The organism is Alteromonas sp. ABH4_457, assembly GCF_056160625.1.
In genome coordinates this window covers 696,455-715,337 of the sequence record NZ_JBSWXN010000002.1, presented here as the reverse complement: position 1 = coordinate 715,337, position 18,883 = coordinate 696,455, and the positions used below count along the sequence as shown (strand labels likewise).

18 protein-coding genes are annotated in these 18,883 nt (G+C 46.7%); 12 read left to right on the top strand and 6 right to left on the bottom strand.

Features of this window, described 5'->3' with window-relative positions; genetic code table 11:
* Nucleotides 1-21: 21 nt before the first annotated feature.
* Entirely contained in the window at nt 22-612 is a 591-nt protein-coding gene (locus tag ACXAGR_RS06345) for a DNA-3-methyladenine glycosylase I (protein WP_474848766.1), read from the bottom strand.
* Between the two features lie 119 nt (nt 613-731).
* On the opposite strand from ACXAGR_RS06345, the gene glyQ reads away from it, so the two are divergent.
* From glyQ to ACXAGR_RS06330, 3 genes are all read left to right on the top strand, one after another.
* Nucleotides 732-1,637, top strand: coding sequence for a glycine--tRNA ligase subunit alpha (glyQ, locus tag ACXAGR_RS06340; protein WP_474848764.1), 906 nt, complete (start codon nt 732-734; stop codon nt 1,635-1,637).
* A 2-nt stretch (nt 1,638-1,639) separates the two neighbouring features.
* Entirely contained in the window at nt 1,640-3,712 is a 2,073-nt protein-coding gene (gene glyS, locus ACXAGR_RS06335) for a glycine--tRNA ligase subunit beta (protein ID WP_474848762.1), read from the top strand.
* 65 nt (nt 3,713-3,777) lie between these two features.
* Nucleotides 3,778-4,221 (top strand): hypothetical protein, encoded by a 444-nt coding sequence (locus ACXAGR_RS06330; RefSeq protein ID WP_474848760.1) that lies wholly within the window; start codon nt 3,778-3,780, stop codon nt 4,219-4,221.
* A 54-nt stretch (nt 4,222-4,275) separates the two neighbouring features.
* Here ACXAGR_RS06330 and ACXAGR_RS06325 read toward each other — a convergent pair whose 3' ends face one another.
* The 5 genes from ACXAGR_RS06325 to dnaA all read right to left on the bottom strand — a co-directional run bounded on the left by ACXAGR_RS06325 (nt 4,276) and on the right by dnaA (nt 11,433).
* Complete coding sequence (locus ACXAGR_RS06325) at nt 4,276-4,968, bottom strand: HAD family hydrolase (RefSeq protein WP_474848758.1); 693 nt, start codon at nt 4,966-4,968, stop codon at nt 4,276-4,278.
* Nucleotides 4,969-5,136: 168 nt separating this feature from the next.
* Entirely contained in the window at nt 5,137-7,557 is a 2,421-nt protein-coding gene (gene gyrB, locus ACXAGR_RS06320) for a DNA topoisomerase (ATP-hydrolyzing) subunit B (protein ID WP_474848756.1), read from the bottom strand.
* 10 nt (nt 7,558-7,567) lie between these two features.
* The gene (recF, locus tag ACXAGR_RS06315) at nt 7,568-8,656 is read right to left on the bottom strand and encodes a DNA replication/repair protein RecF (RefSeq protein WP_474848754.1); all 1,089 of its coding nucleotides are present in this window, start codon (nt 8,654-8,656) and stop codon (nt 7,568-7,570) included.
* 69 nt (nt 8,657-8,725) lie between these two features.
* A complete protein-coding gene (dnaN, locus tag ACXAGR_RS06310; protein WP_474842322.1) occupies nt 8,726-9,829 on the bottom strand; it encodes a DNA polymerase III subunit beta in 1,104 nt (367 codons plus the stop codon).
* 32 nt (nt 9,830-9,861) lie between these two features.
* Nucleotides 9,862-11,433: a chromosomal replication initiator protein DnaA gene (dnaA, locus tag ACXAGR_RS06305; protein WP_474848752.1), complete on the bottom strand. Its 1,572-nt coding sequence runs from the start codon at nt 11,431-11,433 to the stop codon at nt 9,862-9,864.
* A gap of 638 nt (nt 11,434-12,071) precedes the next feature.
* Here dnaA and rpmH point away from each other — a divergent pair.
* The 9 genes from rpmH to ACXAGR_RS06260 are packed head-to-tail and all read left to right on the top strand — an operon-like array spanning nt 12,072 to nt 18,350.
* Nucleotides 12,072-12,206, top strand: a complete 135-nt coding sequence (rpmH, locus tag ACXAGR_RS06300; protein ID WP_014290886.1) for a 50S ribosomal protein L34 — start codon at nt 12,072-12,074, stop codon at nt 12,204-12,206.
* A gap of 15 nt (nt 12,207-12,221) precedes the next feature.
* Entirely contained in the window at nt 12,222-12,578 is a 357-nt protein-coding gene (gene rnpA / locus ACXAGR_RS06295; protein WP_119503225.1) for a ribonuclease P protein component, read from the top strand.
* On the top strand, nt 12,566-12,814 hold the full coding sequence (yidD, locus tag ACXAGR_RS06290) for a membrane protein insertion efficiency factor YidD (protein WP_119503569.1): 249 nt from the start codon (nt 12,566-12,568) through the stop codon (nt 12,812-12,814). Before rnpA ends, yidD begins: the two co-directional genes overlap by 13 nt.
* A 10-nt stretch (nt 12,815-12,824) precedes the next feature.
* Entirely contained in the window at nt 12,825-14,489 is a 1,665-nt protein-coding gene (yidC, locus tag ACXAGR_RS06285) for a membrane protein insertase YidC (RefSeq protein WP_474842317.1), read from the top strand.
* A 58-nt stretch (nt 14,490-14,547) separates the two neighbouring features.
* Nucleotides 14,548-15,030 (top strand): YajQ family cyclic di-GMP-binding protein, encoded by a 483-nt coding sequence (locus ACXAGR_RS06280; protein ID WP_303572547.1) that lies wholly within the window; start codon nt 14,548-14,550, stop codon nt 15,028-15,030.
* A 1-nt stretch (nt 15,031) separates the two neighbouring features.
* Nucleotides 15,032-16,420: a tRNA uridine-5-carboxymethylaminomethyl(34) synthesis GTPase MnmE gene (gene mnmE, locus ACXAGR_RS06275; RefSeq protein ID WP_474848750.1), complete on the top strand. Its 1,389-nt coding sequence runs from the start codon at nt 15,032-15,034 to the stop codon at nt 16,418-16,420.
* Between the two features lie 2 nt (nt 16,421-16,422).
* On the top strand, nt 16,423-16,857 hold the full coding sequence (mioC, locus tag ACXAGR_RS06270) for an FMN-binding protein MioC (RefSeq protein WP_474848748.1): 435 nt from the start codon (nt 16,423-16,425) through the stop codon (nt 16,855-16,857).
* 6 nt (nt 16,858-16,863) lie between these two features.
* A complete protein-coding gene (locus ACXAGR_RS06265) occupies nt 16,864-17,526 on the top strand; it encodes a DnaT-like ssDNA-binding domain-containing protein (protein ID WP_474848746.1) in 663 nt (220 codons plus the stop codon).
* Nucleotides 17,527-17,531: 5 nt separating this feature from the next.
* Nucleotides 17,532-18,350, top strand: coding sequence for an ATP-binding protein (locus ACXAGR_RS06260; RefSeq protein WP_119503219.1), 819 nt, complete (start codon nt 17,532-17,534; stop codon nt 18,348-18,350).
* The last annotated feature ends 533 nt before the right edge of the window (nt 18,351-18,883 follow it).

Below are 18,883 nucleotides of genomic sequence, written 5' to 3'. Positions count from 1 at the left end.
ACGGCCGCAGCCCTGCAACGGCTAACGCCTCGCCTCCTCGCAACAAGCCTGGTAACAATGACAGGTGACCGTATGGTCGTTTACCATTCCCACCGCCTGCATGTAGGCATAGCAAATCGTTTCTCCGACAAATTTAAAACCAGCTTTTTTCAGTGTCTTTGCCATCAGTACGGACTCTGCTGAACTTACCGGAGCATCTTTATAATTCTGCCAGCTGTTAATAATGGTTTTATGGTCAGTAAACTGCCAAATGTAATCTCTGAATGAGATATTCTCTGTAATGGCCAGATATGCCTTTGCGTTCGCAATGATGCCTTTGATTTTTAGTCTGTTGCGGATGATACCGGGTTCCTGCATCAGACGTTCAACATCCTGCTCCCCCATTTGCGCTATTTTTTCCGGATCAAACTGATGAAACAGTGTTTCGTAATTTTTTTGTTTTTTCAGAATGGTGATCCAGGACAATCCGGCCTGCTGACCATCAAGACAAAGCTTCGCAAACAGTGAAATATCGTCCATTTCCGGCCGCCCCCAGTGCGTGTCATGATAAAGCTTATACTCCTCATCATCAGACACCCAACCGCAACGGTTAACATCAGGTGGCACTGTCATGGCGTTTCTCCTTTTAATTACGCGCTTTTTAATCAGTTTTCGCTGTTTCAGCCTACATTCATCAGCTTACAAATTGTATACTACTCCACCTTTACATTGGTCAGTTATAAGCAGCAAACATGCAGAAATACGATATTAAAACCTTTCAGGGTTTGATCCTCGCACTGCAGGATTACTGGGCACGCCAGGGTTGCGTGATTATCCAGCCTCTGGATATGGAAGTAGGTGCAGGTACATTTCATCCGATGACATTCCTGCGTTCTTTAGGTCCGGAGCCTATCAGCAGTGCTTATGTACAACCTTGCCGCCGTCCTACAGACGGCCGTTATGGCGAAAACCCCAATCGTCTGCAGCACTATTATCAGTTTCAGGTCATGCTGAAGCCGTCTCCTGACAATATTCAGGATTTATATCTGGGCTCACTAAAAGAGCTGGGCTTTGATCCGCTGGTGCATGATATCCGTTTCGTAGAAGATAACTGGGAATCCCCTACCCTGGGTGCATGGGGTCTGGGCTGGGAAGTCTGGTTAAACGGCATGGAAGTGACTCAGTTCACTTACTTCCAGCAAGTGGGTGGTCTGGAGTGCAAACCGGTTACCGGTGAAATCACCTACGGTCTGGAACGTCTCGCGATGTACGTTCAGGGCGTAGACAGTATCTACGATTTAGTCTGGACTGACGGTCCGATGGGCAAAGTAACTTACGGCGATGTATTCCACCAGAACGAAGTGGAACAGTCAGCCTATAACTTCGAATACGCCAACGTAGGCTTCCTGTTCAGGACTTTCGATGAATGTGAAGCAGCCAGCCAGTTACTGATTGAAAAGAATCTGCCATTGCCCGCCTACGAGCAGGTAATGAAGGCGTCGCACGCATTTAACTTGCTCGACGCCCGTCACGCCATCTCAGTGACGGAAAGACAGCGTTATATTTTGCGTGTCCGGACGCTGGCAAAAGCTTGTGCTGAAAGCTACTACCAGGCCCGCGAAGCCCTCGGCTTCCCATTGTGTAATAAGGAGCAGTAATCGTGCGCACTGAAAATCTTTTGGTAGAAATTGGTACAGAAGAATTGCCACCGAAAGCCCTTAAATCATTGGGTGAGAGCTTTGCTGCTAATCTACAGGCAGCACTGGATAACGCAGAACTGGCCTACTCAGGCATTCACTGGTTTGCAGCTCCCCGTCGTCTGGCAGTATCTGTATCTGATCTTGCCGGGTCGCAGGAAGATAAAGTGGTAGAAAAGCGTGGTCCTGCCGTGTCAGCAGCATTCGACGCCGACGGCAATCCGACTAAAGCGGCCATGGGCTGGGCACGGGGCAACGGCATTGAAGTTGCTGATGCAGAACGTATGGTCACAGATAAAGGCGAGTGGTTGTTGTACCGCGCCAGTGTCAAAGGACAAGGCATCGGTGAACTCATTGAAGGTCTGGTGAATCAGGCCATCAGTAAGCTACCTATACCTAAAGCGATGCGCTGGGGAAGCTCAACAACTCAGTTTATTCGTCCGGTACACACAGTTACTGCTTTGTACGGCGCCGAACTGTTACCTTTGACTGTTTTAGGTAAAGCCAGCAGTCGCGTAGTTCAGGGCCACCGCTTCCATGGTGAAGCTACGTTTGAACTTGACCATGCTGATAGCTACGCTGCAGCCATGAAGTCTCACTACGTTATAGCTGATTTTTCTGAGCGTGCTGAGTACATCCGTAACGAACTCGAAAAGGCCGCTGACTCTCTGGGCCTGAAAGCTGACTATGATGAAAGTCTGCTGGAAGAGATCGCCTCTCTCGTTGAATGGCCGGTAGTCATGCAGGCATCTTTTGAAGCGTCTTTCCTGGAAGTGCCCAAAGAAGCACTTATCTACACCATGAAAGATGATCAAAAGTATGTGCCTCTGTTATCAGCAGACGGTGCGCTGGATAACCGTTTCCTGTTCGTCAGTAATATTGAGTCTCAGGATCCTGTTCAGGTTATTTCAGGTAACGAAAAGGTTATCCGCCCCCGACTTGCTGACGCGGAATTCTTCTTCAACACTGATAAGAAGTCTTCGCTGGAGAGTCGTCTTGGCAGTCTCGAAACCGTGTTATTCCAGAAACAACTGGGTACGCTTAAAGATAAATCTGACCGCATCTCTGCGTTGTCAGCGTTTATCGCTGAGCAGACAGGTGATGACACTGAAGCAGCTGCGCGTGCCGGTTTACTGGCAAAAACGGATTTAATGACGCAGATGGTCATGGAGTTTCCGGACGTGCAGGGCGTCATGGGTAAGTACTACGCTATCAATGATGGTGAAGCCCCTCTTGTAGCTGACGCATTGTATGAACAATATATGCCCCGCTTTGCCGGCGATGAATTACCTGTCTCCGGTGTCAGCGCAGCAGTATCTCTTGCAGATAAACTGGATACGCTGGTGGGTATTTTTGGTATCGGTCAGTTACCTAAAGGTGATAAGGACCCCTTCGCACTTCGCCGCGCAGCAATTGGCGTACTACGTATCATCACTGAAAAGGACTTAGCACTGGATCTTGAAACTCTGGTGGCTAAATCTGTTGAAGTGTATGGCGATAAGCTTACCAATGCAGACACCGTAACGCAGGTCGTTGATTTCGTACTAGGACGCTTTGTTGCCCTGTTACAGGACCAGGGTGTCAGTATTGATGTTATTCAGGCCGTTGCAGCCCGTCGTCCTACCCGTCCTGCAGACTACGCAGCACGTGTTCAGGCGGTAGCCGCGTTTAAGGAACGGGAAGAGGCAGAAGCACTTGCAGCAGGCAATAAACGTGTTGCGAACATTCTCGCCAAGCAGGAAGGTAATCTTGCAGGGTCTGTAGATACCGCACTACTTCAGGAAGATGCTGAAAAGGCACTGTACGAAGCGCTGGAAGATGTTCAGGCTGAAGTGAAAGCTGGTGTTGCTTCACAGGATTATAATGCTGTGCTGAGCGCTCTGGCGACTCTCAGGGAAGCTGTTGATAACTTCTTTGATAATGTCATGGTAATGGCTGAAGATGAATCCGTACGGAACAACCGGCTGGCCTTGTTGTCTGTATTAAGACAGCAGTTCCTTGAAACCGCTGATATTTCGTTACTGACTAAACAGTAACTGGTATCGCCTTTTTAACGATGCCCGGCTACAACAATGTCGGGCATTTTTTTAGTGGAGTCACAGTGAATAAAAAGTTCGCTTTTTTATTAATGTTTGTCTTCCTTTCCGGGTGTAGCAGCCGGAGCGTAGTCAGTTTACCCGGCATCATGGAGCCGCCGGAAATTAAATTTGAGAACCTTTACCTGCGTGGTGTTTTTAACTGGTGGGAAGCCAATGCCAAATATCAGTTAAAGGAAGGTTCACAAGGCTGGTACGTAGATGTTGATTTGATTGCTGATGGTCAACCCTATGACTTCCGTTTATCTGACGGTTTCTGGACGCCGGTTCAAACTTGTGGTGCCCGCTACAAAGGTCAGGTTGTCATGATGCAATCTTCCATTTATATGGTCTGCGGCACCGAATCCGAAAACCTGCAGTTCACACCCGAGAAAACCGGTGTGTATCGTTTTACCTTCACCCCTGCCAGTGGCGGTGAGGTCATGCTGCTGGTTACACCGAAAGCGTAAACAAAAACGGCTTCATTACGAAGCCGTTTTTTTATCTCTCATTCTTACCCTTAATTACACCCACTCCGCCACTCTGACTTTCTCCCCGGCGAGTTGCTCTGCCCGACCTTTTAACTTTTCAGAGGGATTGATAAGCGTAATGCTTTCCGTGCATTTATCCATAACAGGCATGTCAGACAAGCTGTCTGTATAACCGTGCACCCATTGTTCAAAACATTCTTTTTTCTGTGTAGCCATCGTCAGTTTATTTTTGCCAAAGCAGTATTCTGAAGTAAACAGACCATAGAATGCATGTGTGAGACGCGAGCCGATGATCCTGTCAAAAGGAATACGGCATTGCCGTGCGATATATCTTGCCAGCCAGGATGGGGCTCCGGTAATGATAACAATCCGGTAGCCTTCCCTTTGTCTTATTAGTATCTCCTCCAATGCACTTTCATAAATCAGTACATCCTGCCTTTCAGATAGTTGCTGATAGTATTCACTCAATCTTAATTTGAGATCCTTACCTGTCACGCCCAACGTAGCCAACCAGCATACGAGGTGCAACGACATCAACCTGGTTTTTCTGAACGCAAATAGAATAAGCAACAGCGGGAATAAAAGAATAAACAGAACAACCTTCCTTTTGGATGCGCATATCAGATACCGGTAAAACAAATATCCGGAATCACCATTGAACAGGGTTTTATCGAAGTCAAAGACGACGGTTTTTTTCTTTGCCTGCCTACTATCAAGTAGTTTCAAATTCTGCTCCATCAGTATCTCAACGCTTCCTGTTCTGGTTATGACTCATTTTTACCGGACGCCGTCTAACTGAGTGTGCATCCACTAACCTTCTTAAATGCACACGGCATTTTATATTTACAATAAAAAAGGGTGACTAATGCCACCCTTGTATTGATTATCAGTAAACTACACGTCGAGGTTTTCTACCTTCAGTGCATTCTGCTCGATGAATGCTCTGCGTGGCTCAACCTGGTCTCCCATCAATGTTGTGAATAACTGGTCACAAGCGATGGCGTCTTCAACGGTAACCTGAAGCATACGGCGGCTGTCAGGGTCCATCGTTGTTTCCCACAACTGATCAGGGTTCATTTCACCCAGTCCTTTATAACGTTGAATATACTGACCGCGCTTAGCTTCACCCATCAGCCATTCAAGGGCATCTTTAAATGACTCTACCGGCTGTTTCTTCTCACCACGCTGAATGTATGCTGAGTCATTCATCATGTCGTTGATAGATTCATTCAGGTCACGAATTTTTGCGTAGTCAGTAGAATCGATGAACTCCTGGTTCAGTTTGTAGAAGTAGTCGATACCGTGCATACGCATGGTGATCTGAATAAAGAATTCGCTACCTTCTTCTTCTGGCAGGATGTCGTAACGATACGTTGCGCCATCATTCTCTTTTTCATTGAGGCTGTTTACGAAACTTTCTGCCACGGCGCTAAGCGTTGACTCGCTCTTCAGATCTTCGTGTCTCAATGTTGGAGAATATATTAAACGGTACAGAATCGCCGGCGGCATCAGACGGTGAAGACGCTTGATCATCTTCTCAACAGACTGGTATTGTTTCACAAGATTCTCAAGAGCAACACCGGAAATGCCCGGTGCATCTTCACTGGTAAACAGTGCTGAACCATCAATAGCAATATTTGTCAGGTAGTTAGTCAGTGCATCTTCGTCTTTCAGATACTGTTCCTGCTTACCCTTTTTCACTTTATAAAGTGGTGGTTGAGCAATATAGACGTATCCACGTTCGATGATTTCAGGCATCTGACGATAGAAGAATGTGAGCAGCAACGTACGGATGTGCGAGCCATCCACGTCCGCATCGGTCATGATAATAATGCTGTGGTAACGCAGTTTTTCAGGATCGTATTCGTCTCGACCGATACCACAACCTAATGCAGTAATAAGGGTAGCGACTTCCTGAGAAGACAACATTTTGTCGAAACGGGCTTTTTCTACGTTCAGGATTTTACCTTTCAATGGCAGAATAGCCTGATTTTTTCTGTTACGACCCTGCTTGGCGGAACCACCCGCAGAGTCACCCTCCACTATATACAGCTCAGATAGTGCAGGATCTTTTTCCTGACAATCAGCAAGTTTACCGGGAAGACCAGCCAGGTCCAATGCACCTTTACGACGCGTCATTTCACGAGCCCTGCGAGCAGCTTCACGAGCCCGTGCTGCATCGATAATTTTCGAAGCAATGATTTTACTTTCGTTGGGGTTCTCGAGCAGGAAGTCAGCCAGCTTTTCGTTCATCGTTGACTCAACCGCATTCTTCACTTCTGAAGAAACCAGTTTGTCTTTTGTCTGTGATGAAAACTTAGGATCAGGTACTTTAACAGAGATAACAGCCGTCAAGCCTTCACGGGCATCATCACCACTGGCATTAGTCTTAGCCTTTTTATTCAGGCCTTCTTTTTCCATGTAGTTGTTCAGTGTACGGGTGAGCGCACCACGGAAGCCGGCTAAGTGTGTACCACCGTCACGCTGCGGAATGTTATTCGTAAAGCAGAATATGCTCTCCTGGAAGCCATCGTTCCATTGCATTGCTACTTCTACAGAAATGCCGTCTTCACGCTCAGTGCTGAAGTGGAAAACCTTCTGGTGGACCGGAGTCTTATTTTGATTAAGGTACTGAACGAAAGCTTGGATACCACCTTCGTACATGAAGTGGTCTTCTTTTCCGTCACGCTCATCTTTAAGGCGAATGGACACACCTGAGTTCAGGAATGACAGTTCACGTAAACGTTTAGCCAAAATGTCATAGTGGAATAAGGTATCAGTGAAGGTATCGGAACTTGGCCAGAAACGAACAGAAGTACCGGTTTTGTCCGTATCGCCGGTTATTGCCAACGGTTCCTGTGGAACGCCATGGTGATATTCCTGCTCATGAACTTTGCCTTCACGACGAATTTTCAATTTCAGTTTGCTGGATAACGCGTTTACAACCGAAACACCTACGCCGTGAAGACCGCCCGATACTTTATAAGAGTTGTCATCAAATTTACCGCCGGCGTGCAGTACCGTCATGATGACTTCCGCCGCTGATACACCTTCTTCCGGGTGCATGGCGGTAGGAATACCACGACCATTATCTGAAACAGATACTGAACCGTCAGAGTGAATTTGAATCACAATTTCAGAGCAATAGCCTGCCAGCGCCTCGTCGATAGAGTTATCTACAACCTCAAATACCATGTGGTGCAAACCGGTTCCATCGTCTGTATCACCAATATACATACCCGGGCGTTTACGTACGGCATCCAATCCTTTCAGGACTTTAATACTGGACGAGTCGTAGTTGTTTTGCTCTGACATAGTCTAACCTTTACTCCTCGTTCACGTGGCCATGTTCCACGTGAAACATTTTTTTGTCTTTATATTTGCTTATAAACTCGAGTTGTTCACGCTCTATAGCAGTCACAAAAAGCTGCGTGTCCATCGCGACTAACCCGTCTATAAACCGCTCTCGCTTATCTAAATCAAGTTCAGCTCCAACATCATCAAGTAAAAAAATACTGCGTCTTGATGTTTCCTGTTGGAACAATGTTGTCTGTGACAACTGTAATGCAGCGACAGCCATTCTAAGTTGCCCTCTTGAGAGAACTTCCTGCGCCGCAGAACCATCCACTTTAAATCGTAAGTCTGATTTGTGTGGCCCTGAAGTTGTGTAACCTACCTTTGTATCGTAGTCACGTTTTCGCGTCAGGCTTTCAATCAAAGAAGCATCTTTATCCCACCCCTTATAATACGAGATTTCGAGAGAAAACTCAGGTAGAAATTCACTACAAATGGCATTAAATATTGGCTGTAACCGCCCTATGTAGTCTTTTCTCTTCTCACTAAGGTGTTCCCCTACGGTTTGGAATTGTTGCTCCCAATAATCGTTCTCGGGCGCACTCAGATTTGCTTGTCTCTTAAGTAATGTATTGCGTGTTTTTAGCAACTTTTGGAATGTTTGAAACAGCAAATTGAATTCATGTTCCACGTGGAACAATCCCCAATCGATGAAACGACGGCGTTCCCCGGGTGACCCGATAATGAGGTCAGTACTCTGAGGTGTAAATAATTGAACCGGTATAAGACTAACTAAGTCAGCGAGACGGTGTGAATGGTTGCCGTTTATTGAACAAACAAATTGCTCATGCCTGCTACGCTGTAATCCGATGTTTTTTACGTTGCCATCATCGCCCGCACAGCGGGTGAAAATGCTGAAACGGTCTGCATCATGACGAATAGCAGACTCATGCTTGTTTGTGCGAAATGAACGCCCATAACCAAGATAGTAAAGCGCTTCAATAAGAGATGACTTACCGCTGCCATTCTTACCACTTATCAGCGTTAAAGAACGAGACGGGATAAATGAAGCGTATTGAATATTTCGGAAATCAGTCAGCTGGACTTTGTCCAGTTTCATAGGCGTTGCCCGGGGGAAGTATAAAACAGAGAGACGAAAGCAAAGCCTTCGCCCCTGCTTAAAGATGGCCTACAGACGCATCGGCATGATGACATATAACGCAGCATCATCACCGGCATTTTGGATAAGAGCACTGGAGTTAGAATCAGATAAAGTTAGTTGCACTTCTTCTGTCGTCAGAGCATTAAGAACGTCAATTAAGTAAGCGACGTTAAAACCAATTTCTAAATCGTCGCCTTCATAGTTCACATCAACAATTTCTTCCGCTTCTTCCTGCTCAGGGTTGTTGGCTGTGATTTTGAGCTCACCACTGGAAAGGTTGAGTCTTACACCGCGGAATTTCTCGTTCGATAAAATTGCAGCACGGGCAAACGCATCTTTTAATACTGCCTTACTAGCAAGAATAGTTTTATCCCCGTCTTTCGGTAACACACGACGATAATCAGGGAACCGCCCGTCAACCAGTTTACTGGTGAAAATAAAATCGGAAGAGAAAAGACGAATATGGTTAGCACCTATTTGTACTTTAATAGACTTATCGTCATCTCCGATTAAGCGGGAAATTTCCAGTACACCTTTACGGGGTATGATCACCTGACGCGCCGGTAAGGATGCACTTTCATAATCCAGCCTGCATAAAGCAAGGCGGTGACCATCCGTAGCGACGGTACGGATAATATGTTCTTCGGTTTCCAGTGACATGCCGTTTAAATAATAACGCACATCCTGTTGCGCCATGGAGAAATGGGTACTGTTGATCAGGCGTTTGATGTCAACTGAAGAAAGCTCGAACTCAACCTCACCTTCCCAGTCTTCAAGATTTGGATAATCGCTGGCAGACAGCGTGGATAAAGTGTAGCGACCACGTCCTGCACGGATAAGCGCTTTGCTTCCATCGAGGCTGAACTGGATATCAGTACCGTCAGCAATACCACGGCAAATATCAAATAATTTCTTAGCAGGAACTGTAATTTCACCTTCTTCATACTCGCCTTCAAGACGGGTACTGGCGATGAGTTCTACCTCGAGATCCGTTCCGGTTAGCCAGAGTGCATCCTCACTAACTTTAATAAGTACGTTAGAAAGAATAGGTAATGTGTGTCTTCTTTCTACTGCACCGGAAACTAACTGTAACGGTTGAAGAAACTTTTCTCGACTAATGGTAAATTTCATTGATTTACTTTCCTGCCTGGAATGTCAAAGTTTTATGAGGACAAGGTTCTTATCAGGTTTTTATAGTCCTCTTTTATATCATGACTTTCCTCTCTAAGCTGCTCTATTTTTCGGCAAGCGTGCAGAACCGTAGTATGGTCTCTGCCACCGAAAGCGTTACCCAACTCAGGTAGACTGTGATTGGTCAATTCCTTAGCAAGCGCCATAGCTACCTGCCTTGGTCTTGCCACACTGCGGCTACGACGCTTAGAGAGAATGTCAGCAACCTTAATCTTATAATAATCTGCGACAGTTTTCTGGATGTTATCCACTGTAACGAGTTTTTCCTGTAAAGCTAACAGGTCACGTAATGCTTCACGGACGAAATCGATAGTAATAGGCCGACCGGTAAAATTCGCGTTAGCGATGACACGATTAAGTGCGCCTTCCAGCTCACGCACATTTGAACGTAATCGCTTGGCAATAAAGAACGCCACTTCATCAGGCAGGTGAATTTTATTTTCTGCCGCTTTACGCATAAGAATGGCCACCCTGGTTTCAAGTTCAGGGGGTTCTATCGCTATGGTCAGGCCCCAGCCAAACCGGGACTTGAGGCGATCCTCTACCCCGTCAATCTCTTTAGGGTAACGGTCTGACGTCAGTATGATTTGCTGGTTTCCTTCAAGCAATGCATTGAAGGTGTGGAAAAACTCTTCCTGTGAACGCTCTTTATTCGCAAAAAATTGAATATCATCGATGAGCAAGGCATCTACCGAGCGGTAAAACCGTTTAAAATCTTCAATAGCATTATTCTGAAGTGCTTTTACCATGTCCTGTACAAAGCGCTCTGAATGCATATACACAATTTTAGCACCCGGACGGTTTGCAATAATGCCATTACCTACTGCGTGCAGTAAGTGGGTCTTACCCAAACCGGTACCACCGTATATAAATAGCGGATTGTAGGAACCTCCCGGGTTATTAGCAACCTGAGTCGCAGCCGCTCTGGCCAGCTGGTTTGATTTACCTTCAACAAAATTATCAAACTGATAGGTCGGATTGATATTGCTTTTGTGCTTCATCGCTTCAGGGATGGGGACAACTGCTGGCCCACGTCCGGCAGGTATATTAGTCCCCGTCTGCTGATGAACAGGTTCAGGTTCGCGATATGCACCGGCACCAGAACTGGCTTTAGTGATGTTCGGGGCAGACAGGTTGTCATTTTGTTGTACATGTGGAACAGGCGCGGAGGCATTCACCTCCGGCCGTCCCATCCCTGTCTCTGCGGATGAAAACTGTGCAGGAGGTTGAGAACGGCTGAAAGTACCGGATTGAACAGGAGCCGGAGCCGGTCGACCTGAGGGGATACCGCTGGTGGGTCGGCCAGTACGGGTAGCAACATCTAAATGAAGTTGTGGGGAATCCTGCCCACAAAACTCGGTGAACAACTCTGTGATTTTGTCTCTGTACTTATCTCTTACCCAGTCCAGAACAAAACGATTCGGGGCAAATAACGTCAGAACGTCTGCATCTTCCTGAGCAGTAAGCGGACGTATCCACATACTATATTGTTGGGTCGGCAATTCCTGGCGTAGGCGCTCGAGGCACATATTCCACAGAGACATAATAATGTAGGCTCCAAAAGCTGCTGCAGACGCCAGTAAGACAAAAAACGGCGAAGAGAATACGTATTCCTGATTGAGAAAAAGGAAAAGCAATATTTATTCTGGGTAACAGCGGTGTATGTTGTATTCTAATTGTGATCGCTGTGGATTATCTGATCTTCTGTGGGTAAAGTAAATCACGATCTGGCTCGATCTTCCGGATCCAAAGATTAAACTATTGAAATTTATCCCTTATTTTATTTCGTTATATCTCTATCACAGATAATCGCTAAAACACTGTACGCTTGATCAGGCTGTGAGATCTGGGTAAAAAAGCCATGATCTTTACCGATCATCTATTGACTTGTGGATAAAATTATATTTGCAGACAATTTATTCACAGCAAAATTATCATGAATTGAAATATCTTTGCAGAGCTGAACAAAATTTCTGCACTATTTTATAAAATTTCTGCACTATTTTATAAAAAATATGCAGTATAAAGGCGTTTTGGATTGACATAAGGTGCCGGGATCTCTAGAATTCAGCGTCCTTTTTGGATGGGCGGCGTAACATGCTTATCAATGGACACAATGTTTTGTTGGTAAGACTGCTATTTTGCACGTCTGATATTTAACTAGAAAAGTGAGACTTTGGTCATGAAAAGAACATTTCAACCGAGCAACTTAAAGCGCAAGCGTTCTCACGGTTTTCGTGCTCGTATGGCGACTAAAAATGGTCGTAAAGTACTAGCAGCTCGCCGTGCTAAAGGTCGCGCTCGCCTTTCTGCTTAAGAGTACTACCCAAAAGTGGGTGAAAATAATTTTTCCAGGGAGTTACGTCTGTTAACTCCCTCCCACTTTACCCATGTGTTTAATGACGCAACTCCTGCTGTATCCCCTGCTTTTACCTTACTTGCCCGCAAAAACGAATTAGCACATGCCCGTGTCGGGATTACTATTGCTAAGAAACGCGTGCGAAAAGCCCATGACCGCAACAGACTGAAACGTATCATCAGAGAAAGTTTTCGTCACCGTCGTCACGCACTGCCTGCAGTCGACATTATTGTGGTTGGCAAATCCGGCGCAGATAAACTCACCAATGACGAAATATTTTCTATGTTGGATAAGCAATGGAAAAAGTTAGCAAAACGCTGCGCAAAATAACCATCGCTCTTCCTCTGCTACTGGTTAAATGCTATCAGTGGTTCATTTCGCCGGTTTTGGGACAACGGTGCAGATTTCACCCGACTTGCTCATATTATGCAATTGAAGCATTAAATTCGCATGGATTGCTAATTGGCGGTTGGTTATCGATTAAACGCATATTAAAATGCCACCCTTTCAATCCGGGCGGAAACGACCCCGTGCCGGAATCACGGAATAATAAACACTCAGAATAAAGAGACCTCTATGGAATCGCAACGTAGTTTTCTGTTAATCGGCCTTGCCCTTGTGAGCTTCTTACTATGGCAACAATGGCAACAAGATTATGGCCCGCAACCTGTTCAGCCCGCCGCATCTGAACAAAGTAGCACGAATGCCGGTAGTAACGGTGTACCGTCCTCTCTGCCAGGCAGCGATGATGTGCCGGTTGCTTCTCAGGACGACGTGCCCGGCATGGTGCAGGAAGCTAAGCCTGAATCTGCACGTACAGTTCACGTACTTACTGACACGCTGGATCTGAAAATTGATTTAGTCGGCGGTGACGTAGTTAAAGCGAATCTGGTGAAATTTCCGTTAACTCAGGAATCATCAGAAAACTACAGCCTGCTGCGCCCTCAGGATGGTTTGTATATAGCACAAAGCGGTCTGGTTGGTCGTGATGGTCCTGACGGAAACCGTTCAGGGCGTCCGCGTTATGATACTTCACAACAAGAATTTGTCATGCAGGGCGATACCTTGTCTGTGCCTCTGACCTGGCAAAATGCAGATGGCGTGAAAATTACCAAAACCTTTAATTTTACTAAAGGCAGCCACGACATCGCCCTGACCTATACCATCGAGAATAACTCGGGCAATACGACAACTTACCAGCAGTATGCACAGCTTAAACAAACCACTCAGGTACCTGATGGCGGAAACATGTTCATGCCAACTTACCGTGGTGCAGCATACGGTAGCGAGGAAGATCGTTATGAGAAGTACACGTTCGACGACATTGAAGATAAAAATCTGAAAGTGTCTACGGAAGCCGGATGGGTTGGTATGCTCGAACATTACTTTGTTTCAGCCTGGATCCCGCCTGCTTCTCAGGTAAATAACCTTTATACCAAACTGGTTCAGAATCAGTACGCCATTATCGGTTTCACCGGTACGCCGGTAAATGTAGCCAGTGGTGAAACTGCGACAATCGGTGCAGAGCTGTATCTGGGCCCTAAAGATCAGGACAACCTCGCGCAGCTGGCAAATGGTCTGGACCTGACAGTGGACTACGGCATTTTATGGTGGTTATCACAGCCATTATTCGCACTGCTTCAATTCCTGCACAGCCTGGTAGGTAACTGGGGTGTCGCCATTATTCTCATCACTGTTATCGTTAAGGGTGCTATGTATCCGCTGACGAAGAAACAGTATGAATCCATGGCCCGCATGCGAAATCTCGCACCTAAGATGCAGCAACTGAAAGATCGCTTTGGTGATGATCGTCAGAAAATGTCTCAGGCGATGATGGAACTGTATCGCAAAGAGAAAGTAAACCCGATGGGCGGTTGTCTGCCAATCATCCTGCAGATGCCAATTTTCCTCGCGCTTTACTGGGTATTACTGGAAAGTGTTGAATTACGTCACGCAGATTTCTTCCTGTGGATCACAGACCTTTCTGTGAAAGACCCGTATTTCGTGCTGCCGGTACTGACCGGTGCGAGTATGTGGTTACTGCAAAAGCTGCAACCCACAACCGTAACCGACCCAATGCAACAGAAGATCATGCAGTTCATGCCTGTGGCCATGAGTGTGTTCTTCCTGTGGTTCCCGGCCGGTCTGGTACTTTATTGGTTAGTCAGTAATATAATCACCCTCATCCAGGCAAAACTGATTTATGCCGCAATGGAAAAGAAAGGGCTAAAATCTAAGTAACTATCCCATCATTATCAGCCCGCTATAGCGGGCTGATTCATCTAAGAGAGGTCAAATAATGCCATCTTTCGACATCGTATCTGAAATCAATATCGAAGAAGTCCGTAATGCAACGGAAAACACCCAGCGGGAACTGGCTACCCGTTTTGATTTTCGCGGCGTAGAAGCCAGCATCGAATTTAAAGAAAAAGCCGTGACCATGAAAGCTGAGGGTGAATTTCAGGTTCAGCAGCTTGAGTCAATGTTCCGTAACGCCTGCTCCAAACGCAATCTGGATACCAGTATTCTGGATTTAAAAGATTACGATCACCGCGGCAAAACGGTGACCCAGGTCATTACGTTCAAAGAAGGTATCGAGCAGGATACTGCCAAGAAAATTGTAAAGCTTATCAAAGACAATAAAATCAAAGTGCAGACAGCCATCCAGGGTGATCAACTTCGGGTCACCGGTAAGAAGCGTGATGACTTACAGCAGGTTATTGCACTGGTGCGCAGCTCCGATTTAGGCCAGCCGTTCCAATTTAAGAATATGAAAGACTGATATGCACCCTATTGCCTCCTCACAAGATACCATCGTCGCACAAGCTACAGCACCTGGCCGTGGCGGTGTGGGTATTGTGCGTGTATCAGGGCCCGCAGCAATGGAGATTGCGCAGGCACTGGTACCTGTCACACTGGCTCCGCGCTCAGCGACTTATACGCCTTTTCATAATCAAAAGGGCGATGTGATCGATCAGGGAATAGCACTTTATTTTAAAGGGCCGAATTCCTTTACCGGTGAGGATGTGCTTGAACTCCAGGGCCATGGCGGACAAATCGTCATGGATATGCTCATTGATGCTATCCTGGCCTGCGGGAACGTACGCCTGGCAAGGCCCGGGGAATTTAGTGAACAGGCATTCTTGAATGATAAGCTGGATCTCGCTCAGGCCGAAGCCATAGCAGACTTGATTGATGCCAGCTCTAAACAGGCTGCGAAAAGTGCTCTGCGCTCATTGCAGGGAGAGTTCTCCCGCACAATAACCGCTTTATCTGAGCAAATCATTCATCTTCGCATGTATGTAGAAGCGGCTATCGACTTTCCTGATGAAGAAATCGATTTTCTGTCAGATGGTAAAGTCGCCGGGGATCTGGCTGATATTGTTGAATCCCTTGCAGCGGTACAGCAAAAAGCCAGACAAGGCTCGCTTTTAAGAGAAGGCATGCAGGTGGTTATTGCCGGTCGTCCTAACGCAGGCAAATCAAGCTTACTGAATGCGCTGGCGGGTCGCGAAAGCGCTATCGTCACAGATATCGCCGGTACTACCCGTGATGTCTTAAAAGAACATATCGACATTAACGGCATGCCGGTGCATATCATCGATACAGCCGGCTTACGGGAAAGTCCGGATAAAGTTGAGCAGATCGGTATTGAGCGTGCGTGGAAAGCGATTGCGGAAGCAGACCGCGTGTTATTTGTCGTCGACAGTACAGACACCGCTGTAATCGACCCGTATGAGATCTGGCCTGAGTTCATGGCACGACTGCCTGAAAACATACCCACGACAGTAATCCGCAATAAGGCCGATTTATCAGCAGAGACTGTGGGCATTCAACAGCTCACCACACAACATGGCAACGTCAGCGTGATCGGCCTGTCTGCCAGCACCGGTGAGGGTGTGGAATTACTGCGTCAGCACCTTGCCGATACCATGGGTCTGGACACCACCACAGAAGGACAGTTCATTGCCCGCCGCCGTCACCTTGACGCACTGGCGCAGGCAGCAGAACATGTGGATAACGGCCAGCAACAATTGCTCTCACATCTGGCCGGAGAATTACTGGCCGAAGAGTTACGTCTTGCTCATCAGGCACTCACTGAAATTACCGGTGAATTCACTTCAGACGACTTACTGGGTCGTATTTTTTCTTCATTTTGTATCGGTAAATAATTATGTCTAAACATCTGTCAATCATCGTCGGATCTGTACTGGGTGCATCAGAGTACGTTGCTGAAGCGCTGGAGCAGGTAGCGCAGTCTGCCGGATTCGCTACCACACTGCAGTTCGAGCCGGATCTGGATGCACTGGAAAAAAAGGGGTCATGGTTAATTTGCACCTCAACACATGGAGCCGGCGAGCTTCCACAGAATATTCAGCCTTTTGCGAAGGCTCTGGAAGAAACCGATCTGAGTGGTATTGACGCCTGGGTAGTCGGGCTGGGCGACAGCAGCTATGACACCTTCTGTTATGGTGCCATGGAAATGGAAAAGCGCTTAACTGACGCCGGTGCAACGTTAATCGCGCCGCCTTTGCATATTGATGTACTTAACCATCCTATCCCTGAAGATGTAGCGGTAGAATGGTTTGAACAACAAGTTAAGCAATAACGTTTTATGTTTACCGAAGCAGAATATCACGCCCTCACCTCGCCGCTCTCTAACGACAGCAGAGTGTTATATTGCCTCGGTCTGAAGCCGACAGCCGATCTGAACGCCGCCCGTTCAGATGTCCTCAATTATAAGTTTCTTATCACCCTGTTAAACGGCAACGATCAGCAGGAAGACACCTATACCCGTGGCCAGCAAATCAATACGCTGCTCAGCGAACTGGATCAGGCCGGCCTTATCGCCCTTGAGGGAGAGGCAACCTTTGAGACTTCTCTGAGCGGCCAGCACGTGTTGTTGCCACTGTGTCGTCACGCACAGGATGACTTCACCCATCTTCACAGACAATACACAGCAATCCACGGACGCTGGCGTCCTGATCCTGCGCTGTTTGAAGAAATGGCAAACCTTATCGGGCTTATCGATCGTGAATTCGGTGATGAAGATATCGGTGAATTTGTATCCTACTGGCTGGGCCGGCCGGATGCTGTTTTCAGCCACTTCCAGTGGACACAGAAATTTGCTTATGCCATCAAGAGAAAACGGATGACGACCGGCCATACTACAACCAAAAAAGTGGGAAGTCAGACTGTACCCGTTGCAGCAGGCATAGAAGCAGACGATAATGCCAGAAAGCTGGTGGAAAAATACGCCTCACAAAAGAAGAGCTGAATGTCATGCAATCGTTAAAAGATAAGCTTAATCAGTTGGCCCGCGCCATGGGCAAACCGGAAGTTAAGGACGGTTTTACAGAATACGAAACACTCAGAAAAGAGTATGAGCGTAAGGCGAATGAGGAAGTCCGCCAGTTACAGCAGGACAGTAAAAAACAACGCATCACAGATCTGCACGGCCGCTCTGATCTGAATCCCCGCTGGACCTTCGCAAACCTGATTGAAGACAGTGAAGACGTGATTGAAGCGGTAAGCATCGCCCAGTCATTTATTGCTGCGCACAGTGACAGAGAGTGGCGTCAGGCCGGTTCTCACATGATGTTATTCTACGGTGACTATGGCCGCGGAAAATCACACATCGCCGGGGCTATTGCCCACGAACTCATTGAGCAGTACGAGATAACGGTGTTATACCGTCAGCTGTCCACACTGATGGAAATGCGTCATTTCTCCTTCGATTTCGGTTCACAGGATAATATAGGTCAGCGCTTCCGCGAAGCCCACCAGGAATTGCTGGATGTGGACTTGCTGATCCTTGATGAAGTCTGTGTGAATGAAAGTATGCTCAAGAAAAACCAGCAAAGCTGGCTCGGTAATCTGCTCAGACAGCGCCTGGTGAATAAGAAAAACTGTATCTTGATCACCAACCATAATCTGACAGAGCTCGAGCTGGCATTAGGTAAGTACTGTTTTGAGTCGATTAAAGAGTATGACACCTATAAGGTGCGTTTTTCCGGCCCCAGCCGCCGTGACGGTCTGGTTAATGATGAACAGCCTTCTGAGACGCAGCAGACGCGTTATCAGCCTAATCAGGTACGCTGAGGCGAACTGACCGTACTAAGTTTTCCAGGAAAAGCGTCATAATGACGCTTTTTTTATTTCTTTTTGCCTGCGGGTTACTAATCGAAACAGAAAAAAGGATCGTGGATAAGTGTGCGATCATGTGATCTTGTGGAAAAGATCTAATCACAGGAAGATCACCCTTCAAACACACGTAAAACAGGGATATATGCGATCATTAAGTGATCGTTGCCGACAAGTTATCCCCAATCGGATCACATCTTGATCACGCCTGTGGATAGGATCCTGTAAACCACTGTGCATAAGCTCTGATCACGAAAAGAATAACTTTTCTCAAGATTTGGATTGTGGATAATATACCTGGTTATGCACATGATCCCGGGTGGGTTATGATCGGCTCTGTACCGAACTTATTCTTTCTGTAAGATCATGATCTAAAGAACGAAAAAGCACTTACTCACAGATCTTCGCGATCCTAATAAATATAAAAATAAAGATCTTAAAAGAGATCTTATATTCTATAAGCCGGTAGCCTTTTCCGGATCCAAAGTAAA

Bases quoted from the DNA above. Each gene is read 5' to 3' on its own strand.
- mioC (WP_474848748.1), top strand. From the start codon at position 16,423: ATGTCTAAACATCTGTCAATCATCGTCGGATCTGTACTGGGTGCATCA.
- ACXAGR_RS06280 (WP_303572547.1), top strand. From the start codon at position 14,548: ATGCCATCTTTCGACATCGTATCTGAAATCAATATCGAAGAAGTCCGT.
- ACXAGR_RS06260 (WP_119503219.1), top strand. From the start codon at position 17,532: ATGCAATCGTTAAAAGATAAGCTTAATCAGTTGGCCCGCGCCATGGGC.
- ACXAGR_RS06345 (WP_474848766.1), bottom strand. From the start codon at position 612: ATGACAGTGCCACCTGATGTTAACCGTTGCGGTTGGGTGTCTGATGAT.
- dnaA (WP_474848752.1), bottom strand. From the start codon at position 11,433: ATGTCTCTGTGGAATATGTGCCTCGAGCGCCTACGCCAGGAATTGCCG.
- gyrB (WP_474848756.1), bottom strand. From the start codon at position 7,557: ATGTCAGAGCAAAACAACTACGACTCGTCCAGTATTAAAGTCCTGAAA.
- glyQ (WP_474848764.1), top strand. From the start codon at position 732: ATGCAGAAATACGATATTAAAACCTTTCAGGGTTTGATCCTCGCACTG.
- recF (WP_474848754.1), bottom strand. From the start codon at position 8,656: ATGAAACTGGACAAAGTCCAGCTGACTGATTTCCGAAATATTCAATAC.
- mnmE (WP_474848750.1), top strand. From the start codon at position 15,032: ATGCACCCTATTGCCTCCTCACAAGATACCATCGTCGCACAAGCTACA.
- yidC (WP_474842317.1), top strand. From the start codon at position 12,825: ATGGAATCGCAACGTAGTTTTCTGTTAATCGGCCTTGCCCTTGTGAGC.
- ACXAGR_RS06265 (WP_474848746.1), top strand. From the start codon at position 16,864: ATGTTTACCGAAGCAGAATATCACGCCCTCACCTCGCCGCTCTCTAAC.
- dnaN (WP_474842322.1), bottom strand. From the start codon at position 9,829: ATGAAATTTACCATTAGTCGAGAAAAGTTTCTTCAACCGTTACAGTTA.
- rpmH (WP_014290886.1), top strand. From the start codon at position 12,072: ATGAAAAGAACATTTCAACCGAGCAACTTAAAGCGCAAGCGTTCTCAC.